The 21717-nt window shown below is 51.5% G+C and carries 20 protein-coding genes; 13 read left to right on the top strand and 7 right to left on the bottom strand.

The window, feature by feature from the left end:
• The first annotated feature begins 44 nt into the window (after positions 1 to 44).
• The 3 genes from malF to xylE all read left to right on the top strand — a co-directional run bounded on the left by malF (position 45) and on the right by xylE (position 4294).
• On the top strand, positions 45 to 1589 hold the full coding sequence (gene malF / locus OGY09_RS22795; protein ID WP_032942093.1) for a maltose ABC transporter permease MalF: 1545 nt from the start codon (positions 45 to 47) through the stop codon (positions 1587 to 1589).
• Positions 1590 to 1603: 14 nt separating this feature from the next.
• Positions 1604 to 2494, top strand: coding sequence for a maltose ABC transporter permease MalG (gene malG, locus OGY09_RS22800; RefSeq protein ID WP_003826575.1), 891 nt, complete (start codon positions 1604 to 1606; stop codon positions 2492 to 2494).
• A 324-nt stretch (positions 2495 to 2818) separates the two neighbouring features.
• Positions 2819 to 4294, top strand: coding sequence for a D-xylose transporter XylE (xylE, locus tag OGY09_RS22805; protein ID WP_032942091.1), 1476 nt, complete (start codon positions 2819 to 2821; stop codon positions 4292 to 4294).
• Between the two features lie 45 nt (positions 4295 to 4339).
• Here the strand turns inward: xylE and psiE are convergent, their stop codons facing one another.
• The gene (psiE, locus tag OGY09_RS22810; RefSeq protein ID WP_003031674.1) at positions 4340 to 4750 is read right to left on the bottom strand and encodes a phosphate-starvation-inducible protein PsiE; all 411 of its coding nucleotides are present in this window, start codon (positions 4748 to 4750) and stop codon (positions 4340 to 4342) included.
• Between the two features lie 138 nt (positions 4751 to 4888).
• Here psiE and OGY09_RS22815 point away from each other — a divergent pair, with 138 nt between their 5' ends.
• The gene (locus OGY09_RS22815; RefSeq protein WP_032942089.1) at positions 4889 to 5341 is read left to right on the top strand and encodes an acyltransferase; all 453 of its coding nucleotides are present in this window, start codon (positions 4889 to 4891) and stop codon (positions 5339 to 5341) included.
• A 97-nt stretch (positions 5342 to 5438) separates the two neighbouring features.
• On the opposite strand, the gene OGY09_RS22820 is transcribed toward OGY09_RS22815, so the two are convergent.
• The 5 genes from OGY09_RS22820 to pgi form a co-directional block, all read right to left on the bottom strand.
• Positions 5439 to 7535 carry a YjbH domain-containing protein gene (locus tag OGY09_RS22820; RefSeq protein WP_032942088.1) on the bottom strand — a complete coding sequence of 699 codons (2097 nt, stop codon included), beginning with the start codon at positions 7533 to 7535 and terminating at the stop codon, positions 5439 to 5441.
• The gene (locus tag OGY09_RS22825; RefSeq protein ID WP_032942087.1) at positions 7535 to 8272 is read right to left on the bottom strand and encodes a capsule biosynthesis GfcC family protein; all 738 of its coding nucleotides are present in this window, start codon (positions 8270 to 8272) and stop codon (positions 7535 to 7537) included. Before OGY09_RS22825 ends, OGY09_RS22820 begins: the two co-directional genes overlap by 1 nt.
• Positions 8269 to 8907 (bottom strand): YjbF family lipoprotein, encoded by a 639-nt coding sequence (locus OGY09_RS22830; protein WP_032942086.1) that lies wholly within the window; start codon positions 8905 to 8907, stop codon positions 8269 to 8271. Before OGY09_RS22830 ends, OGY09_RS22825 begins: the two co-directional genes overlap by 4 nt.
• Before the next feature lie 118 nt (positions 8908 to 9025).
• Entirely contained in the window at positions 9026 to 9268 is a 243-nt protein-coding gene (gene yjbE, locus OGY09_RS22835) for an exopolysaccharide production protein YjbE (protein WP_003826562.1), read from the bottom strand.
• A 391-nt stretch (positions 9269 to 9659) separates the two neighbouring features.
• The gene (gene pgi, locus OGY09_RS22840) at positions 9660 to 11309 is read right to left on the bottom strand and encodes a glucose-6-phosphate isomerase (protein ID WP_003826559.1); all 1650 of its coding nucleotides are present in this window, start codon (positions 11307 to 11309) and stop codon (positions 9660 to 9662) included.
• Between the two features lie 314 nt (positions 11310 to 11623).
• Between pgi and lysC the strand changes: the two genes are divergently transcribed.
• The 7 genes from lysC (at position 11624) to OGY09_RS22875 (ending at position 18669) form a co-directional block, all read left to right on the top strand.
• Positions 11624 to 12973, top strand: coding sequence for a lysine-sensitive aspartokinase 3 (gene lysC / locus OGY09_RS22845; RefSeq protein ID WP_032942084.1), 1350 nt, complete (start codon positions 11624 to 11626; stop codon positions 12971 to 12973).
• 87 nt (positions 12974 to 13060) lie between these two features.
• Entirely contained in the window at positions 13061 to 13999 is a 939-nt protein-coding gene (panS, locus tag OGY09_RS22850; RefSeq protein WP_032942083.1) for a ketopantoate/pantoate/pantothenate transporter PanS, read from the top strand.
• Between the two features lie 243 nt (positions 14000 to 14242).
• Complete coding sequence (locus tag OGY09_RS22855) at positions 14243 to 15829, top strand: PTS sugar transporter (protein ID WP_032942082.1); 1587 nt, start codon at positions 14243 to 14245, stop codon at positions 15827 to 15829.
• Positions 15830 to 15856: 27 nt separating this feature from the next.
• Positions 15857 to 16696: a beta/alpha barrel domain-containing protein gene (locus OGY09_RS22860; protein WP_032942081.1), complete on the top strand. Its 840-nt coding sequence runs from the start codon at positions 15857 to 15859 to the stop codon at positions 16694 to 16696.
• 18 nt (positions 16697 to 16714) lie between these two features.
• Positions 16715 to 17578 (top strand): Cof-type HAD-IIB family hydrolase, encoded by an 864-nt coding sequence (locus OGY09_RS22865; protein ID WP_032942080.1) that lies wholly within the window; start codon positions 16715 to 16717, stop codon positions 17576 to 17578.
• Positions 17565 to 18323: a DeoR/GlpR family DNA-binding transcription regulator gene (locus OGY09_RS22870; RefSeq protein WP_032942078.1), complete on the top strand. Its 759-nt coding sequence runs from the start codon at positions 17565 to 17567 to the stop codon at positions 18321 to 18323. The genes OGY09_RS22865 and OGY09_RS22870 overlap by 14 nt, the downstream gene beginning before the upstream one ends.
• A 73-nt stretch (positions 18324 to 18396) precedes the next feature.
• Positions 18397 to 18669, top strand: a complete 273-nt coding sequence (locus OGY09_RS22875; RefSeq protein ID WP_003826541.1) for a YjbD family protein — start codon at positions 18397 to 18399, stop codon at positions 18667 to 18669.
• On the opposite strand, the gene rluF is transcribed toward OGY09_RS22875, so the two are convergent.
• Positions 18666 to 19541, bottom strand: coding sequence for a 23S rRNA pseudouridine(2604) synthase RluF (gene rluF, locus OGY09_RS22880; protein WP_008786901.1), 876 nt, complete (start codon positions 19539 to 19541; stop codon positions 18666 to 18668). The two genes, OGY09_RS22875 and rluF, sit on opposite strands and share 4 nt — an antisense overlap.
• Positions 19542 to 19884: 343 nt before the next feature.
• Here rluF and OGY09_RS22885 point away from each other — a divergent pair, with 343 nt between their 5' ends.
• Complete coding sequence (locus OGY09_RS22885; protein ID WP_032942077.1) at positions 19885 to 20838, top strand: sugar-binding transcriptional regulator; 954 nt, start codon at positions 19885 to 19887, stop codon at positions 20836 to 20838.
• A 69-nt stretch (positions 20839 to 20907) separates the two neighbouring features.
• Entirely contained in the window at positions 20908 to 21714 is an 807-nt protein-coding gene (locus tag OGY09_RS22890; RefSeq protein WP_032942076.1) for an SDR family oxidoreductase, read from the top strand.
• Positions 21715 to 21717: the final 3 nt, after the last annotated feature.

Consider the following 21717-nt stretch of genomic DNA (forward strand, 5'->3'; position numbering starts at 1 on the left):
CACGCTGACCAACAGGTTTTCATTGTTGTTGAGGATTGAACCCCATGGATGTCATTAAAAAGAAACACTGGTGGCAAAGCGACACGCTGAAATGGTCAGTGATGGGTCTGCTTGGGCTGCTGGTCGGTTACCTTGTTGTTTTGATGTACGCTCAGGGGGAGTACCTGTTTGCCATCATGACGCTGATTTTAAGCTCTGCTGGCCTGTATATTTTCGCTAACCGTAAAGCCTATGCCTGGCGCTATGTTTACCCGGGCGTTGCCGGTATGGGGCTGTTTGTCCTGTTTCCGCTGGTTTGTACGATCGCCATTGCTTTTACCAACTACAGCAGTACCAACCAGCTGACATTTGAACGTGCTCAGGAAGTCCTGATGGATCGTTCTTATCAGGCGGGTAAAACCTACAATTTTGGCCTGTATCCGGCGGGTGATGAGTGGCAACTGGCCCTCACCGACGGTGAAACCGGCAAGAATTACCTTTCTGACGCCTTTAAATTTGGCGGCGAGCAGAAACTGCAACTGAAAGAAGCCGAGGCGCTGCCGGCAGGCGAACGTGCAACGCTGCGTATCATCACGCAGAATCGCCAGGCGCTTACCCAATTGACCGCCATCCTGCCGGATGAAAGCAAAGTTATCATGAGTTCGCTGCGCCAGTTTTCCGGCACGCAGCCACTTTATACGCTCACTGAAGACGGCACACTCACCAACAGCCAGAGCGGCGTAAAATACCGCGCCAACAACGATATTGGTTATTATCAGGCGATTAACGCTGACGGTAGCTGGGGTAGCGAAAAACTCAGCCCGGGCTACACCGTTGCCATCGGCTGGGATAACTTCACCCGCGTGTTTACCGACGAAGGCATCCAGAAACCATTCTTCGCCATCTTCGTCTGGACGGTGGTCTTCTCGGTACTGACCGTTATTTTGACCGTTGCCGTGGGCATGGTGCTGGCCTGTCTCGTACAGTGGGAGTCTCTCAAAGGCAAAGCGATTTACCGCGTCCTGCTGATTCTTCCGTATGCCGTACCGTCGTTTATCTCGATTCTGATTTTCAAGGGCTTATTTAACCAGAGCTTTGGTGAAATCAACATGATGCTGAGCGCGCTGTTTGGCATCAAACCGGCCTGGTTCAGCGACCCAACCACCGCGCGTTCGATGATTATTATCGTCAACACCTGGCTCGGTTATCCATACATGATGATCCTGTGCATGGGTCTGCTGAAAGCGATTCCTGACGACCTGTATGAAGCCTCGGCGATGGATGGCGCAGGTCCGTTCCAGAACTTCTTTAAGATAACGCTACCGCTGTTGATTAAACCGCTGACGCCGCTGATGATCGCCAGCTTCGCCTTTAACTTTAACAACTTCGTGCTGATTCAGTTGTTGACCAACGGTGGTCCGGACCGTCTTGGTACCACCACACCAGCCGGTTATACCGACCTGCTCGTAAGCTACACCTACCGTATCGCCTTTGAAGGCGGCGGTGGTCAGGACTTCGGTCTGGCGGCGGCGATTGCCACGCTGATCTTCCTGCTGGTTGGTGCGCTGGCGATTGTGAACCTGAAAGCCACACGTATGAAGTTTGATTAAGGGAGATAACGACAATGGCTATGGTCCAACCGAAATCACAAAAGTTACGTTTATTCGCAACGCACTTAGGGCTGCTGATTTTTATCGCGGCGATCATGTTCCCGCTGCTGATGGTTATCGCTATCTCGCTGCGCGAAGGTAACTTTGCCACCGGCAGCCTGATCCCGGAAAACATCTCCTGGGAACACTGGAAACTGGCGCTGGGCTTTAGCGTTGAACACGCGGATGGCCGTGTGACGCCACCGCCGTTCCCGGTACTGTTATGGCTGTGGAACTCGGTGAAAGTGGCCAGCATTACCGCGATCGGTATCGTGACGCTTTCCACTACCTGTGCTTACGCCTTTGCCCGTATGCGTTTCCCGGGCAAAGCAACCCTGCTGAAAGGGATGCTGATTTTCCAGATGTTCCCGGCTGTGCTGTCTCTGGTCGCATTGTATGCTTTGTTTGATCGCTTGGGCCAGTACATTCCGTTTATCGGCCTGAACACGCACGGCGGCGTGATCTTCGCCTACCTCGGCGGTATTGCGCTGCATGTATGGACGATTAAGGGCTATTTCGAAACTATCGACGGCTCACTGGAAGAAGCGGCCGCGCTGGATGGCGCTACGCCGTGGCAGGCATTCCGCCTGGTGCTGTTGCCGCTTTCCGTTCCGATTCTGGCGGTCGTGTTTATTCTGTCTTTCATTGCCGCTATTACCGAAGTACCGGTCGCGTCACTGCTGCTGCGTGATGTGAACAGCTATACCCTTGCGGTAGGTATGCAGCAGTACCTCAACCCACAGAACTATTTGTGGGGCGACTTTGCCGCCGCGGCTGTACTTTCAGCCATTCCGATCACTCTGGTGTTCTTGCTGGCACAGCGCTGGCTAGTCAACGGTCTGACCGCGGGTGGTGTGAAAGGTTAAGTTTTACCGAAGTACCTGCCCGGCAACGGGCAATGCCACTGCAACCCTCAACTTATGTTATCCCAACCTGTGACTGTTATTCGGCGCTCTACGGAGCGCCCTTTTTTTATGTTATTTTGCATCACTGTTACGATTATTTCCTTTCGTGCTCTCCATCACTGCAATTCTATTCCCTGTCTGAATATAGATAAATTAAACAGAATTAAGATCACAGAAAAGACAAAACGTAATTGCAATGTAAAAAATGATAATTGTCTTCCCTGCCTGTTAAATTCAACATCACGGCACTGATCAAAAGAGCTGTATCCTCTAAGGCAGGTCTGAATGAACTCTCAATATAATTCCAGTTATATTTTTTCGATTACATTAGTGGCAACGTTAGGAGGGCTATTATTCGGCTACGACACTGCGGTCATATCCGGAACGGTAGAATCCCTGAATACCGTATTTGTCGCACCACAACATTTAAGTGAATCCGCCGCCAACTCGCTGTTGGGCTTTTGCGTCGCCAGTGCGTTGATAGGCTGCATCATCGGCGGTGCACTGGGCGGCTATTGCAGTAACCGGTTTGGCCGCCGGGACTCGCTGAAAATCGCGGCTCTGCTGTTCTTTATTTCCGGTATTGGTTCTGCCTGGCCGGAATTAGGCTTTACGACGATTAATCCTGATAATTCCGTACCTGTTTATTTGGCCGGATACGTTCCAGAATTTGTTATTTATCGTATCATTGGTGGTATTGGCGTAGGTTTAGCCTCAATGCTCTCACCAATGTATATTGCTGAACTGGCACCCGCACATATTCGTGGAAAACTGGTGTCATTTAACCAATTCGCCATTATTTTTGGTCAATTGTTGGTGTATTGCGTTAACTATTTTATCGCCCGTTCTGGCGACGCTAACTGGTTGAATACCGATGGCTGGCGCTATATGTTTGCGTCCGAAAGTATTCCCGCCCTGCTGTTTTTACTGCTGCTGTACACCGTACCAGAAAGCCCGCGCTGGCTGATGGCGCGTGGCAGACACGAGCAGGCGGAAGGTATTCTGCGCAAAATTATGGGCAGCACCCTCGCCACCCAGGCCATGCAGGAGATCAATCAGTCTCTGGACCATGGTCGTAAAACCGGTGGTCGCCTGCTGATGTTTGGCGCAGGCGTTATCGTCATCGGCGTAATGCTGTCTATCTTCCAGCAATTCGTCGGTATTAACGTCGTGCTCTACTACGCCCCAGAGGTGTTTAAAACGCTGGGAGCCAGCACCGATGTAGCGCTGTTACAGACCATCATTGTTGGCGTGATCAACCTGAGCTTTACCGTGCTGGCGATCATGACGGTGGATAAATTTGGTCGCAAACCGCTGCAGATTATTGGCGCTCTGGGCATGGCCATTGGTATGTTCAGCCTCGGTACCGCGTTTTATACCCAGGCTTCCGGGCTGGTTGCTCTGCTGTCGATGCTGTTTTACGTCGCCGCATTCGCCATGTCCTGGGGACCGGTTTGCTGGGTGCTGCTGGCAGAAATCTTCCCCAATGCGATTCGCGGCAAAGCGCTCGCCATTGCGGTGGCCGCACAATGGCTGGCGAACTATTTCGTCTCCTGGACCTTCCCGATGATGGACAAAAATTCGTGGCTGGTTTCCCATTTTCACAACGGTTTCTCCTACTGGATTTACGGTTGTATGGGTATTCTGGCGGCGCTGTTTATGTGGAAGTTTGTACCGGAAACCAAAGGCAAAACGCTGGAAGAACTTGAAGAACTGTGGGAACCCGCCGCAGAGAAAACCCAGCCTGCCTCTGCGCAGTAATCCTGACCTGCAACACGCCGCAGCCCGATTGCGGCGTGTTGTCTTTTACTCTCGCTTCAGCCGTTTTGAATTACACAGCCACAGGGTGATCACCAGCAGCAGGATCGCCGCGGAATAGATCAGCACATCCATCGGTGCTTTATGATCGACAATGATCAACCGCACAATCGCGGTGATCCCGATATAAACAAAATAGCGCAACGGAAAGTGAAACCCCGACTGAAAGTACTTCACAATCAGCGCGATAAATTCAAAATAGAGGAAGTAAACCACCAGCCCTTCCACCAGCTCATACTTGCTGGTTTGTTCCGGCGCGAACAGCACATCCGCCAGATGCAGCGTTTCTTTCCCGAGGAATACAACCAGGATCAGGCCCAGACTCAGCAGTCCCAGATTCAACACGGTCTGTAAGATGGTGGAGATAAACTCCACTCGCGGACGAGATAGCGACGTCATAACAGCACCTCTTACTCAGTGGCGAGGTTCATGTATAACGCAAAAATGTGACAGAGATCTACATTTTTTGTTTATGTTTTGTGCAAGAAAGGTCAGCGGGGAATGATGAATGTCACGACACATTTCACAGGATGAAGTATGCAGCTAAGACAATCCGCTGTCCGCAACGTTACCTGCGGTGAGAACGTGATAATTTATGAACCCGCAAATCTCTACAATTGCACATTGGGTGACAACGTTTTTGTCGGGCCATTTGTTGAAATCCAGGGTAATACGCAAATTGGCGCAGGCAGCAAAATTCAGTCGCACAGCTTCATCTGCGAATATGTCACCCTGGGCGCCCGCTGTTTTATCGGTCATGGCGTGATGTTCGCCAACGATATGTTTCGTGAAGGAAAACCCAACGCCGACCGCAACAGTTGGGGAAGAATTTCGATTGGCAACGATGTCTCAATCGGCAGTGGAGCGACCATTCTGGCGGTCACCATCTGCGATGGCGCGGTCATCGGTGCGGGGAGCGTGGTGACCAAATCGATCACCGAGAAAGGCGTGTATGCAGGAAACCCGGCAAAATTATTGCGTCGCCTGTAACTTGCCTGCTGACGGCGCAAATGCCTAATCCGGCCTGCAGTACAGGCAGTTTGTAGGCCGGATAAGCGTAGCGCCATCCGGCTGGCAAACGGCTCGATTACCGGAAGTTCTCACTTCTGTCGCTGGTCATGTCGTACAGACCAAACTTACGTCCAAGCTGCTGGCCGCCATCACGCGTTAACGGCGTCCAGCCAATCGCCGCACGGCTGCGGGTCGGACCTGACGAGAACAGATCCAGCGGCACGGATACGTACACCCCTTTGGTAAAATCACCCTCTCCGTACTCATCCGGCGAGGCGTCGGTGATGGTCGCATAGCCGCCTACCACAACGCCGCTGTCAAAGCGCTTCGCCACTTCCAGCGTTCCGCCCTTATCTCCCGCCAGATACTGACCCACGCTGGCTTTCACCAGTACATCCTGAGCGAATGACGGATTCCAGTACGCGGTCAAATGCCCGGTCTTCACGCTGTAGTCGGTGAATTTCATCATGTCCTGCGCGCTACGCCAGTCACGCTGTTTCACGTAGTTGGCATCAACACCAAACGCCCAGTTGCTGTCCAGCGGACGATACAGCACTTCTGCCCCCGCTCCGCCGTACATGGTTTCCAGATAGCCAGCGTAAACCTGTCCGTAGAACCCGTTTCCGAGTGACTGGAAGTAGTTGGCCTGTAGGTTATTCACGTAGACATCGTTTTGCACATACTCGCGCACATGGGTACGCACTCGTGGCAAATGCGAATCCTGCGGCGGGTTGGTGTAGTTAAATTTGTCATAGTTATTGGCGAGGTTGGCGAACAAACTCCCGGTGGCCAGCAGGTGATCGGTAACCCACCAATCCGCCGTTCCCATCACGCCCAACTGATACATATAGAAGTTTTCCGGGCCGCCCACCGACTGGTTAAGCACCGGATCGATGTGGAAATCGAAGCGTGACTTATCGATATACCAGCCCTGCTCGGTCGTTTTCGGCACCACGGGCTCAACGCGTTTTTGCGCCAGCTGGGTTTCATGGCCCAACGGTTCGCCTTCCAGATGACGCTTGAGGCTGGAAACCTCCGTTTCGGTCGTCACCTGCGGCAAGTTAAGACGATTTTCCGTAATACGGATCGTGCGGATCCCATCGGGAAGATCGTTCATCACGATCCGGTTGGCACGTTCGATCCCTTCGCGCGAATCACGGTATTTCACCTGTTCACCGGTCACATACAGCGTATCGCCCTGCACCTGAATTTTAGGATCGGCCAGTCCGGCGTTATATTTCAGCAGCGTTAGCTGATTCGCCACCACCGAGTGTTGCAGGATGGCATCCTGCGGCTGTGGCTGATATTTCGGGCGGGCGTTGTCGTTATAGTTTGGCCGCAGATCGTTGAAGTTAGTCCGCAGCGTGACCCCAAACATAAAGGTGTTCCCGCGCTCATAGCTGAGGTTAACGTCGGCCCAATCGGTGACGCGATAAATAGCGCCGACGTTAAACTTGCTCTTCTGATCCAGCTTGCCCGCAAAATCCTGCTGGTAATTGTTTCCCTCATACTCCAGTTTCAGACGTAACGGCTGCCAGGGTGTCTGATACTCGACGCCGCCAAACAGTGATGCCGGGCCGTGGAACATCTGGCTGCCGTCAATAGAACCGGCCTGCTTGTAGCTGTTATCGCGATAGCAGAATTTATCACTGTATGAGCAAAACGGATTGCTGACGTTACCGCTGGTCCCGAGATATCCCCAGCCCAGGCCAAGCGAGAAATCAAACGGCCCCCAGGCTTTATTCGCCACAATATACTCCGCATCGAACAAGCCAGTTCCGCCAATATCTCGCGCGCCAACCGCCACCTGCGGCATCCAGTAGCTCTCTTCCCATAGCCGTAGTTTGAGATCAAAAGCTTTATCCTTGTAAGTCTGATCGCCAGAAAACGACTCCACGCTACTGTATTTTTTGGTACGCACATCGGTATAACGCAGCGTGGTTTCCAGCCACGGGAAGAGCTGCACCGACGCAGAGTAGTAGCGGTACTGATCGTTATCGCGGTAATTGAGGCTCATTTCGCCCTCACGTGCCATGCGTGCGGTTGGGGTTTGCAGCAGCCCCACGCCGCCAAAATCGGACTGCGAAGGTCCAATGGGCGCGGGCCAGGTTTCACCGTGGCAGGCAACGCTTACGCCCAGCGCCAGTAAGCTGAGCAGGTAAGTTTTTCTCATTATTCGGGTATCCGCTGGGTCAGGGTGCGAAGAATGTCGGCATTAATTTCATCCGGGGTGCTGCTCCAGACAGCATCAGAGAGTCCGACATAAATGATGCTGCCGGGCATCGGCTCAACGTGACGTTTGTTCCAGTAAGCGACCGGTACTTTTTGCGTGCGCCCGTCAGGATAGATAACCCAGGCGAAGCTACGATCCGCGCCGCTGAGCCGACTTTGCCCATCGAGATAACTGGCAACATCACGCCCGGGCAGAAACGGTTGTTTACCCGGATGGCTTAGCAGGCCAAACAGCGTGATATGCGTTGGCTGCGCTCCGACCCACAGCGTGTAATTGCCCTGCAACGGCGGGTTACCTCGCTCGCTGACGCGCACAACATCCGGGTCAAGGTTAATTTTCTGTCTGCCGGTCACCTTCAGCGCCTGAATTTGCTGGCGTAAGGTGTTGATAGCCTCGGCATCGTCACCGCTTTCTTCAGCGCCCAGTGTCGCCAGGCGAGCCAGTAATGCCTGCTGCTGACGTCCCGCCTCCATCGTTGCCCGCTCTTCGCTGATAACCGCGCCTGGCCACCAGCTATTACTCAACCGCGGCTGTCCAACCAGGTCGAGCAGATGCTCCGCGCCGGTCAATATTTTGGGTTCAGCGCTGCCTGCAATCATTACTTTGACATTGCCCGCAGCAAAAACAGACGCTGCGCTCAGGCCCAACAGCAGCGCCATAACGGCTCGTTTGATCATGATTTTGCCGCCTTAATCAGCGTGGTTTTCACCGGGAAGTAATGCGCGCCAAGATACTGTTCCGACTGGCGAATCTGCCCTTCACCGTCGATCCAGTAGCGGTTATGCCAGCGTGTTTGTTCGGTAGTTATCTCTTCATCGAGGATCCGTACCGGGGTGTCATCGCTGCCGACCTTGATGGTGTCTGCGCCATCCCATTTGAAAACCGATCGCGCGGTGGCATAGCGTACCTGCTGATGTTCAGTCCAGCCCATTGTGCGGGTCCACGTTGCGCCATCGACTATCTGATTGGGTTTGATGAGTGGGTCTGCAGCCAGATTATTCACCTCAATTAGGTTGTCCCCGCCGAGATGCGTTTTCACAATGCGCCCATGCTGCGTGACGAGAATAGCCCGATCCTGAGTCACCCATTTCTGCTGTCCGTTTTCCGCAAACGCGAGTACCACAAACAGTTGGGGACCGCCGTTTAGCTGCATATACTGGCTGGCGTAGGGCATATTTTGGATTTCATCGTCCGTCATCTGTACGCCGGGAGTACCAAACACGCTATCCCACAGCGAATGCCCCAACCCTTCGGTGGTGGCTGAGCACGCCTGCAGTAACAGGCAAACCATTATGAGCGCTGGTCGCTTCACGACGTTTCTCCGCATTATTGCCGGGTGGCGCGACGCTTATCCGGCCTACAAATCCCACATACTTTTGGCAATTCAAAATAACCACACCGAAGTGTGGTTAGAATTAAACGTACCTTTATTACTGGGTACTGGTGGTTGTAGTGGTTGTGGTTCCGGTATTAGAACCATCGCCGCCACCGGTCGCCGCCAGGGCGACCCCCACTGCAGAACTTACGGTGCTCACGCTGGTTGCGGAGGAACTTCCTGCCGAAACCGACGCGGCAGCCGACCCTGCAGCCTCACCCACCTGAACGGGGGCGGCATAGACAGAAGTCGCCGCAAGCGCAGATATAGCCCACAGGCCATACAGAACTTTTTTCATCACAAATTCCCTTCATTGTATGAATGGAGATTTACCCAAAAGAATTTCGGGCGAGATCGAGTATACACAAGCCAAAGTGTGCAAATTACGCCACGCGGGAATTTAGGAAAATTAGATAACGAAAGGAAAAATGATTAAAAAATACAACAAAAACAATTAAATCAATAAATTAAAATATAAAAATTAAAATGCAACATCCGGTAAATCCGAAAACATCAGAAATTGAATAACATTAATAAAATTATTTTAGGATTAAGCTCAATTAAGGTATGAAGTTAGAACGTAGATATCCTGGAGCATTCTTATAAAAAAGCCGATATTAATATCGGCTTTTTATTTCATTAATGCCGGATGCGGCTAAACGCCTTATCCGGCCTACAAGTGTGTGCTATCAGGCACGCCAGGACTTATAACGGTTAATCAAACCGTTGGTAGAACTGTCGTGGCTGCTCACTTCGGAACCATCTTTCAGCTCTGGCAGAATGCGGTTCGCCAGCTGTTTGCCCAGCTCAACGCCCCACTGGTCAAAGGTGAAGATGTTCAGGATAGCGCCCTGAGTGAAGATTTTGTGTTCGTACAGTGCAATCAGCGCACCCAGGCTGAACGGCGTGATTTCGCGCAGCAGAATGGAGTTCGTTGGGCGGTTACCTTCGAACACTTTGAACGGCACAACGTGGTCCAACGTTGCCGGATCTTTACCCTGGTCGCGGTATTCCTGCTCAACCACTTCACGAGATTTACCGAATGCCAGCGCTTCGGTTTGCGCGAAGAAGTTAGACAGCAGTTTCGGATGGTGATCCGACAGCGGGTTGTGGGTGATGGCCGGCGCGATGAAATCGCATGGAACCATTTTGGTGCCCTGGTGGATCAGCTGGTAGAACGCATGCTGGCCGTTAGTACCCGGCTCACCCCAGATGATTGGGCCAGTCTGGTAATCCACCGCATTGCCGTTACGGTCAACGTATTTACCGTTGGATTCCATGTTGCCCTGCTGGAAGTAAGCCGCGAAACGGTGCATATACTGGTCATACGGCAGAATCGCTTCGGTTTCGGCACCGAAGAAGTTGTTGTACCAGATACCGATCAGCGCCAGCAGCACCGGAAGGTTTTTCTCAGCCGGAGTGGTGGAGAAGTGTTTGTCCATCGCATGCGCGCCGGAGAGCAGCTCAACAAAGTTGTCGAAGCCTACGGACAGGATGATGGACAGACCGATTGCAGACCACAGGGAGTAACGACCGCCAACCCAGTCCCAGAACTCGAACATATTGGCAGTATCAATACCAAACTCGCCAACCGCTTTACCGTTAGTGGAGAGCGCTGCGAAGTGTTTGGCAACGTGCTTGTTGTCGCCTGCGGTCGCCAGGAACCAGTCGCGCGCGCTGTGGGCGTTGGTCATGGTTTCCTGGGTGGTGAAGGTTTTGGAAGCGACCAGGAACAGCGTGGTTTCCGGGTTCACTTTCTTCAGCACTTCGGCAATGTGCGTACCATCGACGTTAGACACAAAGTGCATGTTCAGGTGATTTTTGTACGGACGCAGCGCTTCGGTCACCATGAACGGGCCGAGGTCAGAACCGCCGATACCGATGTTTACTACATCAGTGATGGCTTTACCGGTATAGCCTTTCCAGCTTCCGGAGATGATCGCTTCAGAGAAGGATTTCATCTTCTCCAGCACAGCATTCACTTCCGGCATGACATCTTTGCCGTCAACGATGATAGGCGTATTGCTACGGTTGCGTAGCGCCACGTGCAGCACGGCACGGTCTTCAGTGCGGTTGATTTTCTCACCGGAGAACATGGACTTGATGGCACCCGCCAAATCGGTTTCTTTCGCCAGATCCTGCAGTTTAGCCAGCGTCTCTTCAGTGATGCGGTTTTTGGAGAAATCCACCAGCATCAAATCGTCAAACGTCGCGGAAAACTTAGTGAAACGATCGCTATCTTTCGCGAAAAGATCCGCGATAGTAACGTCTTTCATTTCTTCAAAGTGTTTTTGTAGTGCCTGCCAGGCTGAGGTCTGCGTTGGATTGATGTTTTTCATTAGCAATACTCTTCTGATTTTGAGAATTGTGACTGAGATCGATTGTAACGCCAGTCACAGAAAAGTGTGATTGTTTTAATGCCATTGCCAGGGCATCCGCCAAACGTGGCTAAAAAGTATAGCGGTTATCAGCGTTGTTATTAGTACCGTTACTCAACGCAGTTGCAGCATGAAAAATCCGCATAATCCCAGCGTTGACAGTGCAAGCTACACATTTTATTTATAAATACGGTATTTGCATTTGCGCCTGCACCGGTTTCTGTTCTGCCTTATGTGCCATGGTCGCTCTATTCATTCCCTGACACGAGGTAGTTATGACTGATGTAGTTGTCTCCAAATTTGGCGGTACCAGCGTGGCGGATTTTGATGCCATGAATCGCAGCGCTGATGTAGTACTTTCTGATGCTAACGTCCGTGTAGTGGTACTTTCCGCTTCTGCGGGAATCACCAACCTGCTGGTCGCACTGGCTGAAGGGCTGGAGCCAACCGCGCGCTTCGAAAAACTCGATGCCATTCGTCAAATTCAGTTCAATATTCTGGAACGCCTGCGTTATCCAAACGTGATCCGTGAAGAGATCGACCGTCTGCTGGAAAACATCACCACGCTGGCTGAAGCGGCGTCACTGGCGACCTCAACTGCGCTGACCGACGAACTGGTCAGCCACGGCGAACTGATGTCTACCTTGCTGTTCGTCGAGATCCTGCGTGAGCGCAACGTGCAGGCGCAGTGGTTTGACGTACGTAAAGTGATGCGCACCAACGATCGTTTTGGCCGCGCAGAACCTGACGTCGCGGCGCTGGCCGAACTGGCAACGCTCCAGCTGGCCCCGCGTCTGAGCGAAGGTCTGGTGATTACTCAGGGCTTTATCGGCAGTGAAGGTAAAGGCCGCACCACCACGTTGGGGCGCGGCGGGAGCGATTATACGGCTGCCCTGCTGGCCGAAGCGCTGCACGCCACGCGCGTCGATATCTGGACCGATGTTCCTGGCATTTACACGACCGATCCGCGCGTTGTTCCGGCGGCGCAGCGTATTGATGAAATCGCCTTTGAAGAGGCCGCAGAAATGGCGACCTTTGGCGCGAAGGTGCTGCACCCGGCAACGTTGTTGCCAGCCGTACGTAGCGATATCCCGGTGTTTGTTGGCTCGAGTAAGGATCCAAAAGCAGGCGGTACGCTGGTATGCAATAAAACCGCGAATCCACCGCTGTTCCGGGCGCTGGCACTGCGCCGTAAGCAAACGCTGCTAACGCTGCATAGCCTGAATATGCTGCACTCTCGCGGCTTTTTGGCGGAAGTGTTCGGCATCCTCGCACGCCATAACATTTCGGTCGATTTAATTACCACATCCGAAGTCAGCGTGGCGCTGACGCTGGATACCACCGGTTCGACCTCCACCGGCGATACACTGTTAACACAGTCTCTGCTGATGGAACTGTCTGCCCTGTGTCGGGTTGAAGTGGAAGAAGGCCTGGCGCTGGTGGCACTGATTGGCAACGACCTGTCCAAAGCCTGTGGAGTGGGTAAAGAGGTGTTCGGCGTACTGGAGCCATTCAACATCCGCATGATTTGCTACGGCGCGTCCAGTCATAACCTGTGCTTCCTGGTGCCCGGTACTGAAGCCGAACAGGTGGTACAGAAGCTGCACCATAATTTGTTTGAATAAAATTTCATCACGCAATAAACAATAACGATAGCCGGGCTCGAACCCGGCTTTTTTATAACAACACATTTCAATCGCAAGGAATATAACATGCTCGCTACTCTCACGCGGCTGTTCCCGTTATGGGCACTGCTGCTCTCTGTTGTTGCGTATTACACGCCCACCACCTTTACGCCTGTCGGGCCATTCGTGCCGTCGTTACTGATGCTGATCATGTTCGGTATGGGCGTTCACCTGAAGGTAGACGACTTTAAACGCGTACTCTCACGTCCTGCACCAGTCGCGGCGGGTATTTTCCTGCACTATCTGGTGATGCCGCTCGCCGCATGGATTTTAGCGCTGGCATTTAATATGCCGCCGGAATTGTCCGCAGGGATGGTGCTGGTCGGTAGCGTCGCCAGCGGAACAGCATCAAACGTAATGATCTATCTGGCAAAAGGCGATGTGGCGCTCTCTGTGACTATTTCATCGGTTTCAACGTTGGTCGGCGTTGTCGCCACACCGCTGCTGACACGGCTGTATGTCGACGCGCATATCCAGGTGGATGTGATGGGTATGCTGCTGAGTATCCTGCAGATCGTGGTCATTCCAATTGCGTTGGGGTTGGTCATTCACCACCTGTTCCCACGCGTCGTAAAAGTCGTGGAACCGTATCTGCCCGCATTTTCAATGGTGTGCATTCTGGCAATCATCAGCGCCGTCGTGGCGGGTTCTGCCTCGCACATTGCATCCGTCGGCTTTGTGGTGATTATCGCCGTAATCCTACATAACACTATTGGCCTGCTCAGCGGCTACTGGGGCGGAAAATTGTTTGGTTTCGACGAGTCAACCTGCCGTACGTTGGCAATTGAAGTGGGCATGCAGAATTCAGGACTTGCCGCTGCGCTGGGCAAGATCTACTTTGGCCCGCTTGCCGCCCTGCCTGGCGCGTTATTCTCCGTCTGGCACAACCTTTCCGGTTCGCTGTTGGCAGGCTACTGGTCCGGTAAGTCGATTGAAGAGAAACCACACTCAGTAAAACAACACTAATCTTCATAAATGGAGGAGGCATCCTCCATTTCTCCCTACCCGCATTTGAACCCCATCACAAAACAACAAACATCAACATAAAACAAAATAATTATTTAATTGTTATTTTTCAATAAAATATACAAACAAACCTGTTTTTAATTCAAATTTAATCATTTTTCTAATGTTGATTTAGTTTGTTTTAATTGGGAATATGATTTCACTACAACACAGATAAACCCTTACCCTATCTTCGAGGCCGCTATGAAAAAAATTGCGATTATTGGAAGCAGTGGAGGCAACCTCTACAACCTGGGTGGTGCTGAACCAGAAAAGCTACTCCAGGAAATTTACCAGCAGTGCGAAGCCGCAGGAGTGGAAGTTGCCGCTGTGCAGTTCATTGCGGCAGAAGCCTCAATGGACGTTGCCAAAGCTCACACGCCAGCGTCGGTATTTGCACTAACCACAGAAAACCAACAAAAACCACAAAGGATATTTCAGGGCAAACTTTCAGATGTGAACGACTCGGTAGTTGAGAGCGATTGCAGGATTGCTGAAATGATCCGTAACGGTGAGATCGACGGGATCATCGTGATGAGCGCCGATCCGGTGAAGGCCAACCAGGCGGTCTTTGCCGCAGCTGTTGAAATGAAAACACCGATTGTTGGCACCGGCGGAACCTCAATGGCGCTAGTGGCGGCAAAAGGGGCAAATGTCGTCGCAACCTCGGGCACGACGGGTACCACCAGCCGAACCCGCGCAGTCTCCTTCATCGCATCACTGTGTAAGCACTGGGGCGTTAAATACAAACCACAGTTGGGCAGTGCCTCTCCTTCACAGGGCGGTTCTGGAAAAAGTCTGCTTAAGCGCTTCAATATTCGCAGCATAATGATCCCTGCGCTGCCGGGCTTTATTGCCATGGCAATCGTGCTCGCACTCAGTCACATTCCGGGCCTGGAAAAACTCAACGATATCTTTGAAATTCTACTGAAGGGCCTACCGGTTTTAGTTGCGGTTCTCGCAGCAAAACAGATTTCGGAACTGGATGAAGTCTCAATTGTTGCCGGGGTGGTCGCCGGAGTACTTTCCGTCGAAGGCGGTCTGATTGGAGGGATCATCGGTGGTTTGATGGCCGGGATTTTCGTTCGTTGGCTGTTCGAATTATGCCTGAATTGGCGCTTTCCGATGACCACCGTCAACATTGTAGCGGGTGGGATCTCAGGCCTGGCCGCTGGGTTAATCATGCACTATCTGCTGAGTCCGCTGGCGCTGTCAGCAGGTAATTACATCAAACTGGCTATCGAAAGCACGCTGGCCTTCAGCCCTATTCTTGCTGGCCTGCTGGCTGGGTTGGTTATCTGGCCAGCTATTCTGGGGGGAGTCTATCACGCAGTCATTCTGCCGCTGGTGCTCCTGGAAATGGAAAAATCCGGAGTCAGCTTCCTCGGCGCTGTCGATATGGTAGGCCTGGTGATGGTTGCTGCAGGAATCAACCTGGCTAACGTCATCGCACCACGAGAAAAAAGCGAAGCAGCCGTCGCGACGCCCGGCCTGCTTATCAACCTCGGCTTTGGGACCTTCGTTGAATCGGCCTATCCGTTCATGTTTGCCAACAAAATTGTCTTTGGTTCAGCGATCGTTTGGGCCGGTCTGGGCGGCATGATGCTGGGTTTCTTTAACGTCAAAGGCGTGGCTTATGTCCCCGCATTTGCCTCTCCGTTCTTATCCAGCAATGCGCTGCAAATGGCGATTGTGATGGTTACCGTCATGGGCCTGACCTGTATTTCCACCATTCTTGCCAACCGTTTTAAGGCTGTCGCACAGAAAGAATCTACCGCGTCAGCCCATTAATTAATGCACCAACACCAGAGGTACACCATGTTTAAAGGCGATATGAATAAAAAACGCGCTAAAGCGTTACAGAAAGTGAAAGATGCCATCACGCTGCACGGCGGGCAGACCATCCTCAGCACAGGGATAACCGGCGACGATGCGCGTCTGGCAAAAGCAGTATGTGAGGCGGGCGTTAAGCTGCTCGAACCGAACCATCCCGCACTGGCGCTGGCGCGTGGGCATAAGGGGGTGAGTAACATGCACGCGGCAGAACAAATCCGCCACGAAATCACCAACAGCCAGATGGCCGAAGCAGTACATGGCGTACGTAATGTGGTTCCTGACGATATCTTCATTACCGTCGGTATCGCAGGTGGCTTTACCGAAACGTTACCGGTCCCGCTCACGGAAACAGAGATACTGGAGATTGCTCGTGCTGGTGCCGATGGCTTACACACTCATAAATCCGACTGGGACGATCTACAGGACATCGTTAATCTCGCCCATCAGTATGGCCTGACCGTTGATGCTTATATTGGTCACCCGGATGACCTGCATACCTTCGGTATTCCTGCGCGCACTCCAGAAGAGGTCGCCAGCGTAGCAAAACGGATGCAGGAAATTGGCGTCGACATGATTGGTTTAATGACCGGTATGAGCTACGAAGGCGTAGCCGCAGGTGATATTCCGCAAGCCATTAAAGATCGCCTGTGGGCACTGGTCGGCGCGGTAAGCGTGCCGACGCTGGCGGAAGGCGGAATTAACCTCGCCAATGCCAAAGCGTTTAAGGATACCGGGGTCAATATTCTGGTCGTCGGTACGGCAATCGACAATATGGTCTGCAACGCCGCCAAAGAGGCTGTCACACCGTTTATTGCGCATTGATATTAAGGGAAAAGAAGCATGTTACTGGTCACCGATCTGGATGGAACACTACTGACTTCGCAAAAGACAATCGGTCCACGCACGCGTCAGGCACTCGTAGAATTCCACCAGCGCGGTGGCCTGTTGGCCGCCTGTTCCGCCAGACCGGTCTCCTCTATGATGCGCCTGCTACAGCAGCAGCAGGTTAATGCGCTGTTTGGCTGGTGCGCAGGCTTTAACGGAGGTCAGATCCTCGAGATGGCGCAGCAGCGCAATATTCATACTGCGGCGCTCTCTTGTATGAATCTTCGGGATATTGACCGACATATTGCACTTTCCCTCTGCCCTCATCACTTTTTTAGCGCCGATGCTATTTATCATCGTTGCGACCTACAGGTAGCGCCATGGACAACTTATGAAGCCCGTTTATTTGAATTACCACTTATTCCTGCAGCACCCGGTAATATTTTAAACCGACAAGATATTTATAAAATCACACTCGTTACTGAGCAGTTAAAAATAAATGCGTTGTGTGCAGACGTGAATAATAAATTGCCTTATGGTTATACAGCGACTATCACTGGGGAGAATTACATTGATATCCAACGTAGCGAAATAAATAAAGGTTATGCTATTAGCATGTTAATGCACCAGCTAAATATAACAGCCGATAAAGTTGCGGCGATTGGCGACCAGCAAAACGATATCAGTATGTTTTCCGCCGCCGGCATTGGTATTGCAATGGGGAATGCGCCTGAGGTAGTAAAACGACAATCCAGCTATGTGACGGCCTCTAATGATGATGAGGGTATTGTCTGTGCGCTGGAGTGGTTGCGTTGCTCTGCACATCCAGTTACCATGCGCCAAAGCACGACGTTGGCGGAAAATAATGAACCCGATTAAAAGAAGAAAACATATCCTCGATGAATTAAATAAATTCGGTGAAGTGACGGTTATCAAATTATCGGAAACGCTAAAAGTCACATCAGAGACCATTCGCCGCGATCTCTCCATACTGGAGTCTGAAGGGCAAATTACCAAGATTCACGGCGGAGCCGTCAAAAAGCAGGTTGTTCAGGAAGATGAATTTGGCGCGCGGATTGATATACACCGCGAAGAAAAAATGGCAATTGGTAAACTTGCCGCCGGGATGGTCAGCGAGCACGACACTCTATTCATTGACTCCTGTACAACAAATCTTATTCTGGCCGAACAATTACCTCCTCTGGCCTACTCCGTTATTACTAACTCAGCCTTAATTGCCGATAAAATAAAAGAACATAATCTTAAAGCGCGCGTTTATGTATTAGGTGGTGAATATGACTACCATTTTCGTGCCAATCTCGGCGTCTCCGTTTGTCAGCAAATAAACACTATTCACGCAGATATCTGCTTCATCGGCGCGGGTGGTATTTCACCTCAACATGGTGTCCTGGTGAAAAGCTTCGATGAAGCCTATGTTGCCAAATCAATGATTGCTATGAGTAAAAAGTCGGTAATTCTTGCCGACCATACAAAATTTGGCCAGGACGGAGTGATGTGTATCGCCACATTAAAAGAGATCGATAACATCATCACAGACAAACGATTCAGAACAACGGGCTATACACAGCAGGACTTCGCCGGAAAATTACGTATTGCTGAATAATACAATACATGACGCTATCAGCAGGTTCTGGATTACCGTACACTGAGGATATCGGCTAACAGAGGGCACCCTTATGGCACTCCCCCGCATTACCCAAAAAGAGATGACCGAGCGCGAACAGCGTGAACTGAAAACGCTGCTCGACCGCGCGCGCATTGCACATGGTCGTCTGCTGACCAACGCAGAGACCAACAGCATCAAGAAAGAGTACATCGATAAACTGATGGCCTTGCGCGAAGCAGAAGCTAAAAAAGCCCGCCAGTTGAAGAAAAAGCAGGCCTATAAACCGGATGCTGAAGCATCGTTTTCCTGGTCAGCAAATACGCCGACGCGCGGCAGACGTTAACGTCCCTTCTTCTTACGTCCCGGCGAAGTAAAACGCTTACCGTTTGCCGCCGGGCGCGATTTCTCTTTCTCCGCTGATTTTTCGATTTTCACCACCGGACGCTTAATGCCTGCGGTTTTTGGCTTCGCTTTCGCCTTCGGTTTGGCTTCTGAGGACGAGTTCTCAATCAGCTTGAACAGATCGATCAGTTCGTCATCTGTCAGGTCGCGCCATTCACCAAGCGGCAGACCAGACAAACCAACGTTCATGATACGCGTACGCTCAAGCTTGGTAACTTCATAGCCAAAGTGTTCGCACATACGACGGATCTGACGGTTAAGCCCCTGAATCAGCGTAATACGAAACACAAACGGCGCTTCTTTCTTCACCTTACATTTTTTGGTGACGGTACCGAGAATGGGCACACCGGCCCCCATACCACGGATAAAGTCATCAGTGACCGGCTTATCGACCGTCACCAGATATTCTTTTTCGTGATCGTTACCGGCACGCAGGATTTTATTCACCAGGTCGCCGTGGTTGGTCAGAAAGATAAGTCCCTGAGAATCTTTGTCCAGACGACCAATTGGAAACACGCGCTTGCTGTGATTCACGAAATCAACAATGTTGTCGCGTTCGCTGTCTTCGGTGGTGCTGACAATCCCTACCGGCTTATTCAGCGCGATAAAAACCAGATCTTCCGCTTCACGCGGCTCAATCAACCGACCATTTACTTTTACGACGTCGCCAGGCATCACCTGATCGCCGATGGTGGCGCGTTTACCATTCAGGAAGACATTCCCTTGTTCGATAAAGCGATCCGCCTCGCGACGCGAGCAGATTCCGCTTTCACTGATGTATTTATTTAATCGGATAGATGAGTCGGGCAGCATAGTTTCTCCTTTGACAGCGAAATATACCCTACCTTGCGGACGATAAAAAATAATCGTGTTCGACTGTCCACGCGCTATTTGTGATCCGTCACACCTTTTGACACAAAAGTGTCAGCGATCCATCCCCGCAATTTTGTTGAGTGAAAACAAGCAGAATCAATACATTAGAGAGGTATGCACATCTGTGCCGACAACGCGCCATCACCACATCAAATGTGCAACACAATCGGTCATTTCAGGGCGCTGAAATAAGTGGAAATAGCTTTGAGATGGAGAACAGATGGGGTTATATCAGATCAAGAAGGCAATTTCGTGATTTGCACAAATGTGCAGGAGTCCAAAAATGGCGACGGAAAACAGCGATGATATCCGCCTGATCGTAAAAATAGCGCAGCTGTATTACGAACAGGATATGACACAAGCGCAAATCGCCCGCGAGCTGGGTATTTATCGCACCACGATCAGCCGGTTACTAAAACGTGGACGTGAGCAGGGTATCGTCACCATCGCCATTAATTACGACTACAACGAAAATCTGTGGCTGGAACAGCAGCTAAAACAGAAATTTGGCCTGAAAGAGGCGGTCGTAGTCTCCTGCGATAGCGAGCAGGAAGATGAACAACTTAATATGATGGGCGTACATGGCGCACAGTTGCTGGAACGCTTACTGGAACCTGGGGACATTATCGGGTTCTCATGGGGCCGCGCGGTACGGGGACTGGTGGAAGGATTATCTCCTGCCAGCCAGTCGCGCCAGCTGATCTGTGTGCCGATTATCGGCGGACCATCCGGCAAGCTTGAAAGCCGCTACCATGTCAATACGCTGACCTACGGCGCTGCGGCAAAGCTCAAAGGGGAATCACACCTGGCAGATTTCCCGGCACTGCTGGAAAACCCGCTGATCCGTAACGGGATCATGCAGTCACGACATTTTAAATCGATTTCCGCGTACTGGGATAATCTGGACATCGCGCTGGTCGGGATTGGATCTCCGGCGATACGTGATGGCGCCAACTGGCACGCTTTTTACGGCAGTGAAGAGAGTGATGACCTGCATGCCCGCCAGGTTGCCGGAGACATTTGCTCGCGCTTTTACGATATCAACGGTGTAACCGTAGAGACCAATATGAGTGAAAAGACGCTCTCCATCGAAACCAATAAATTAAAACAGGCGCGTTACTCCATTGGCATTGCAATGGGTGAAGAAAAATACAGTGGGATATTAGGCGCATTACGTGGGAATTATATTAACTGTTTAGTTACCAACAGCCATACCGCTGAATTATTGTTGAAGTAAATAAATTCTAATTGGTCCTGCCATAATTAATTTTATGTGGGATCCCCTTATCTGAATCGGGAGTTTATTATGCAAACGTGGTTAAACTTGCAGGGCAAAGTCATTATTGTTACCGGTGGTGCATCCGGAATTGGTCTGGCGATTGTCGAAGAGTTATTAGCGCAAGGCGCTAATGTACAAATGGCAGATATTCATGGTGGAGAAGGTAAATACGATAGCCATGACGGGTATCATTTCTGGCCAACGGATATTTCCAGTGCCAAAGAGGTTAATCATACTGTCGCTGAAATTATCCAACGCTACGGACGTATTGATGGGCTGGTAAATAATGCTGGCGTTAATTTTCCGCGTCTGCTGGTCGATGAAAAAGCACCCGCCGGGCAATACGAACTCAACGAAGCTGCTTTCGAAAAAATGGTTAATATCAACCAGAAAGGTGTGTTCTTAATGTCGCAGGCAGCGGCACGCCAAATGATAAAACAGCGTAACGGCGTGATTGTGAATGTCTCTTCCGAAAGCGGACTGGAAGGTTCTGAAGGTCAAAGCTGTTACGCCGCGACCAAAGCCGCATTGAATAGTTTTACCCGTTCCTGGTCGAAAGAGTTGGGCAAACACGGCATCCGCGTGGTTGGTATTGCGCCTGGCATTCTGGAAAAAACCGGACTGCGGACCCCCGAGTATGAAGAAGCGCTGGCCTGGACCCGCAACATCACCGTCGAACAGCTGCGCGAGGGCTACACCAAGAACGCGATCCCGATTGGTCGATCAGGGCGCTTAAGCGAAGTCGCTGATTTTGTTTGTTATCTTTTATCTGAGCGCGCCAGTTACATCACCGGAGTAACCACTAACATTGCGGGCGGAAAAACGCGCGGCTAAGGA

The organism is Citrobacter sp. Cpo071, from assembly GCF_030332765.1.
Taxonomy (GTDB): domain Bacteria; phylum Pseudomonadota; class Gammaproteobacteria; order Enterobacterales; family Enterobacteriaceae; genus Citrobacter; species Citrobacter portucalensis.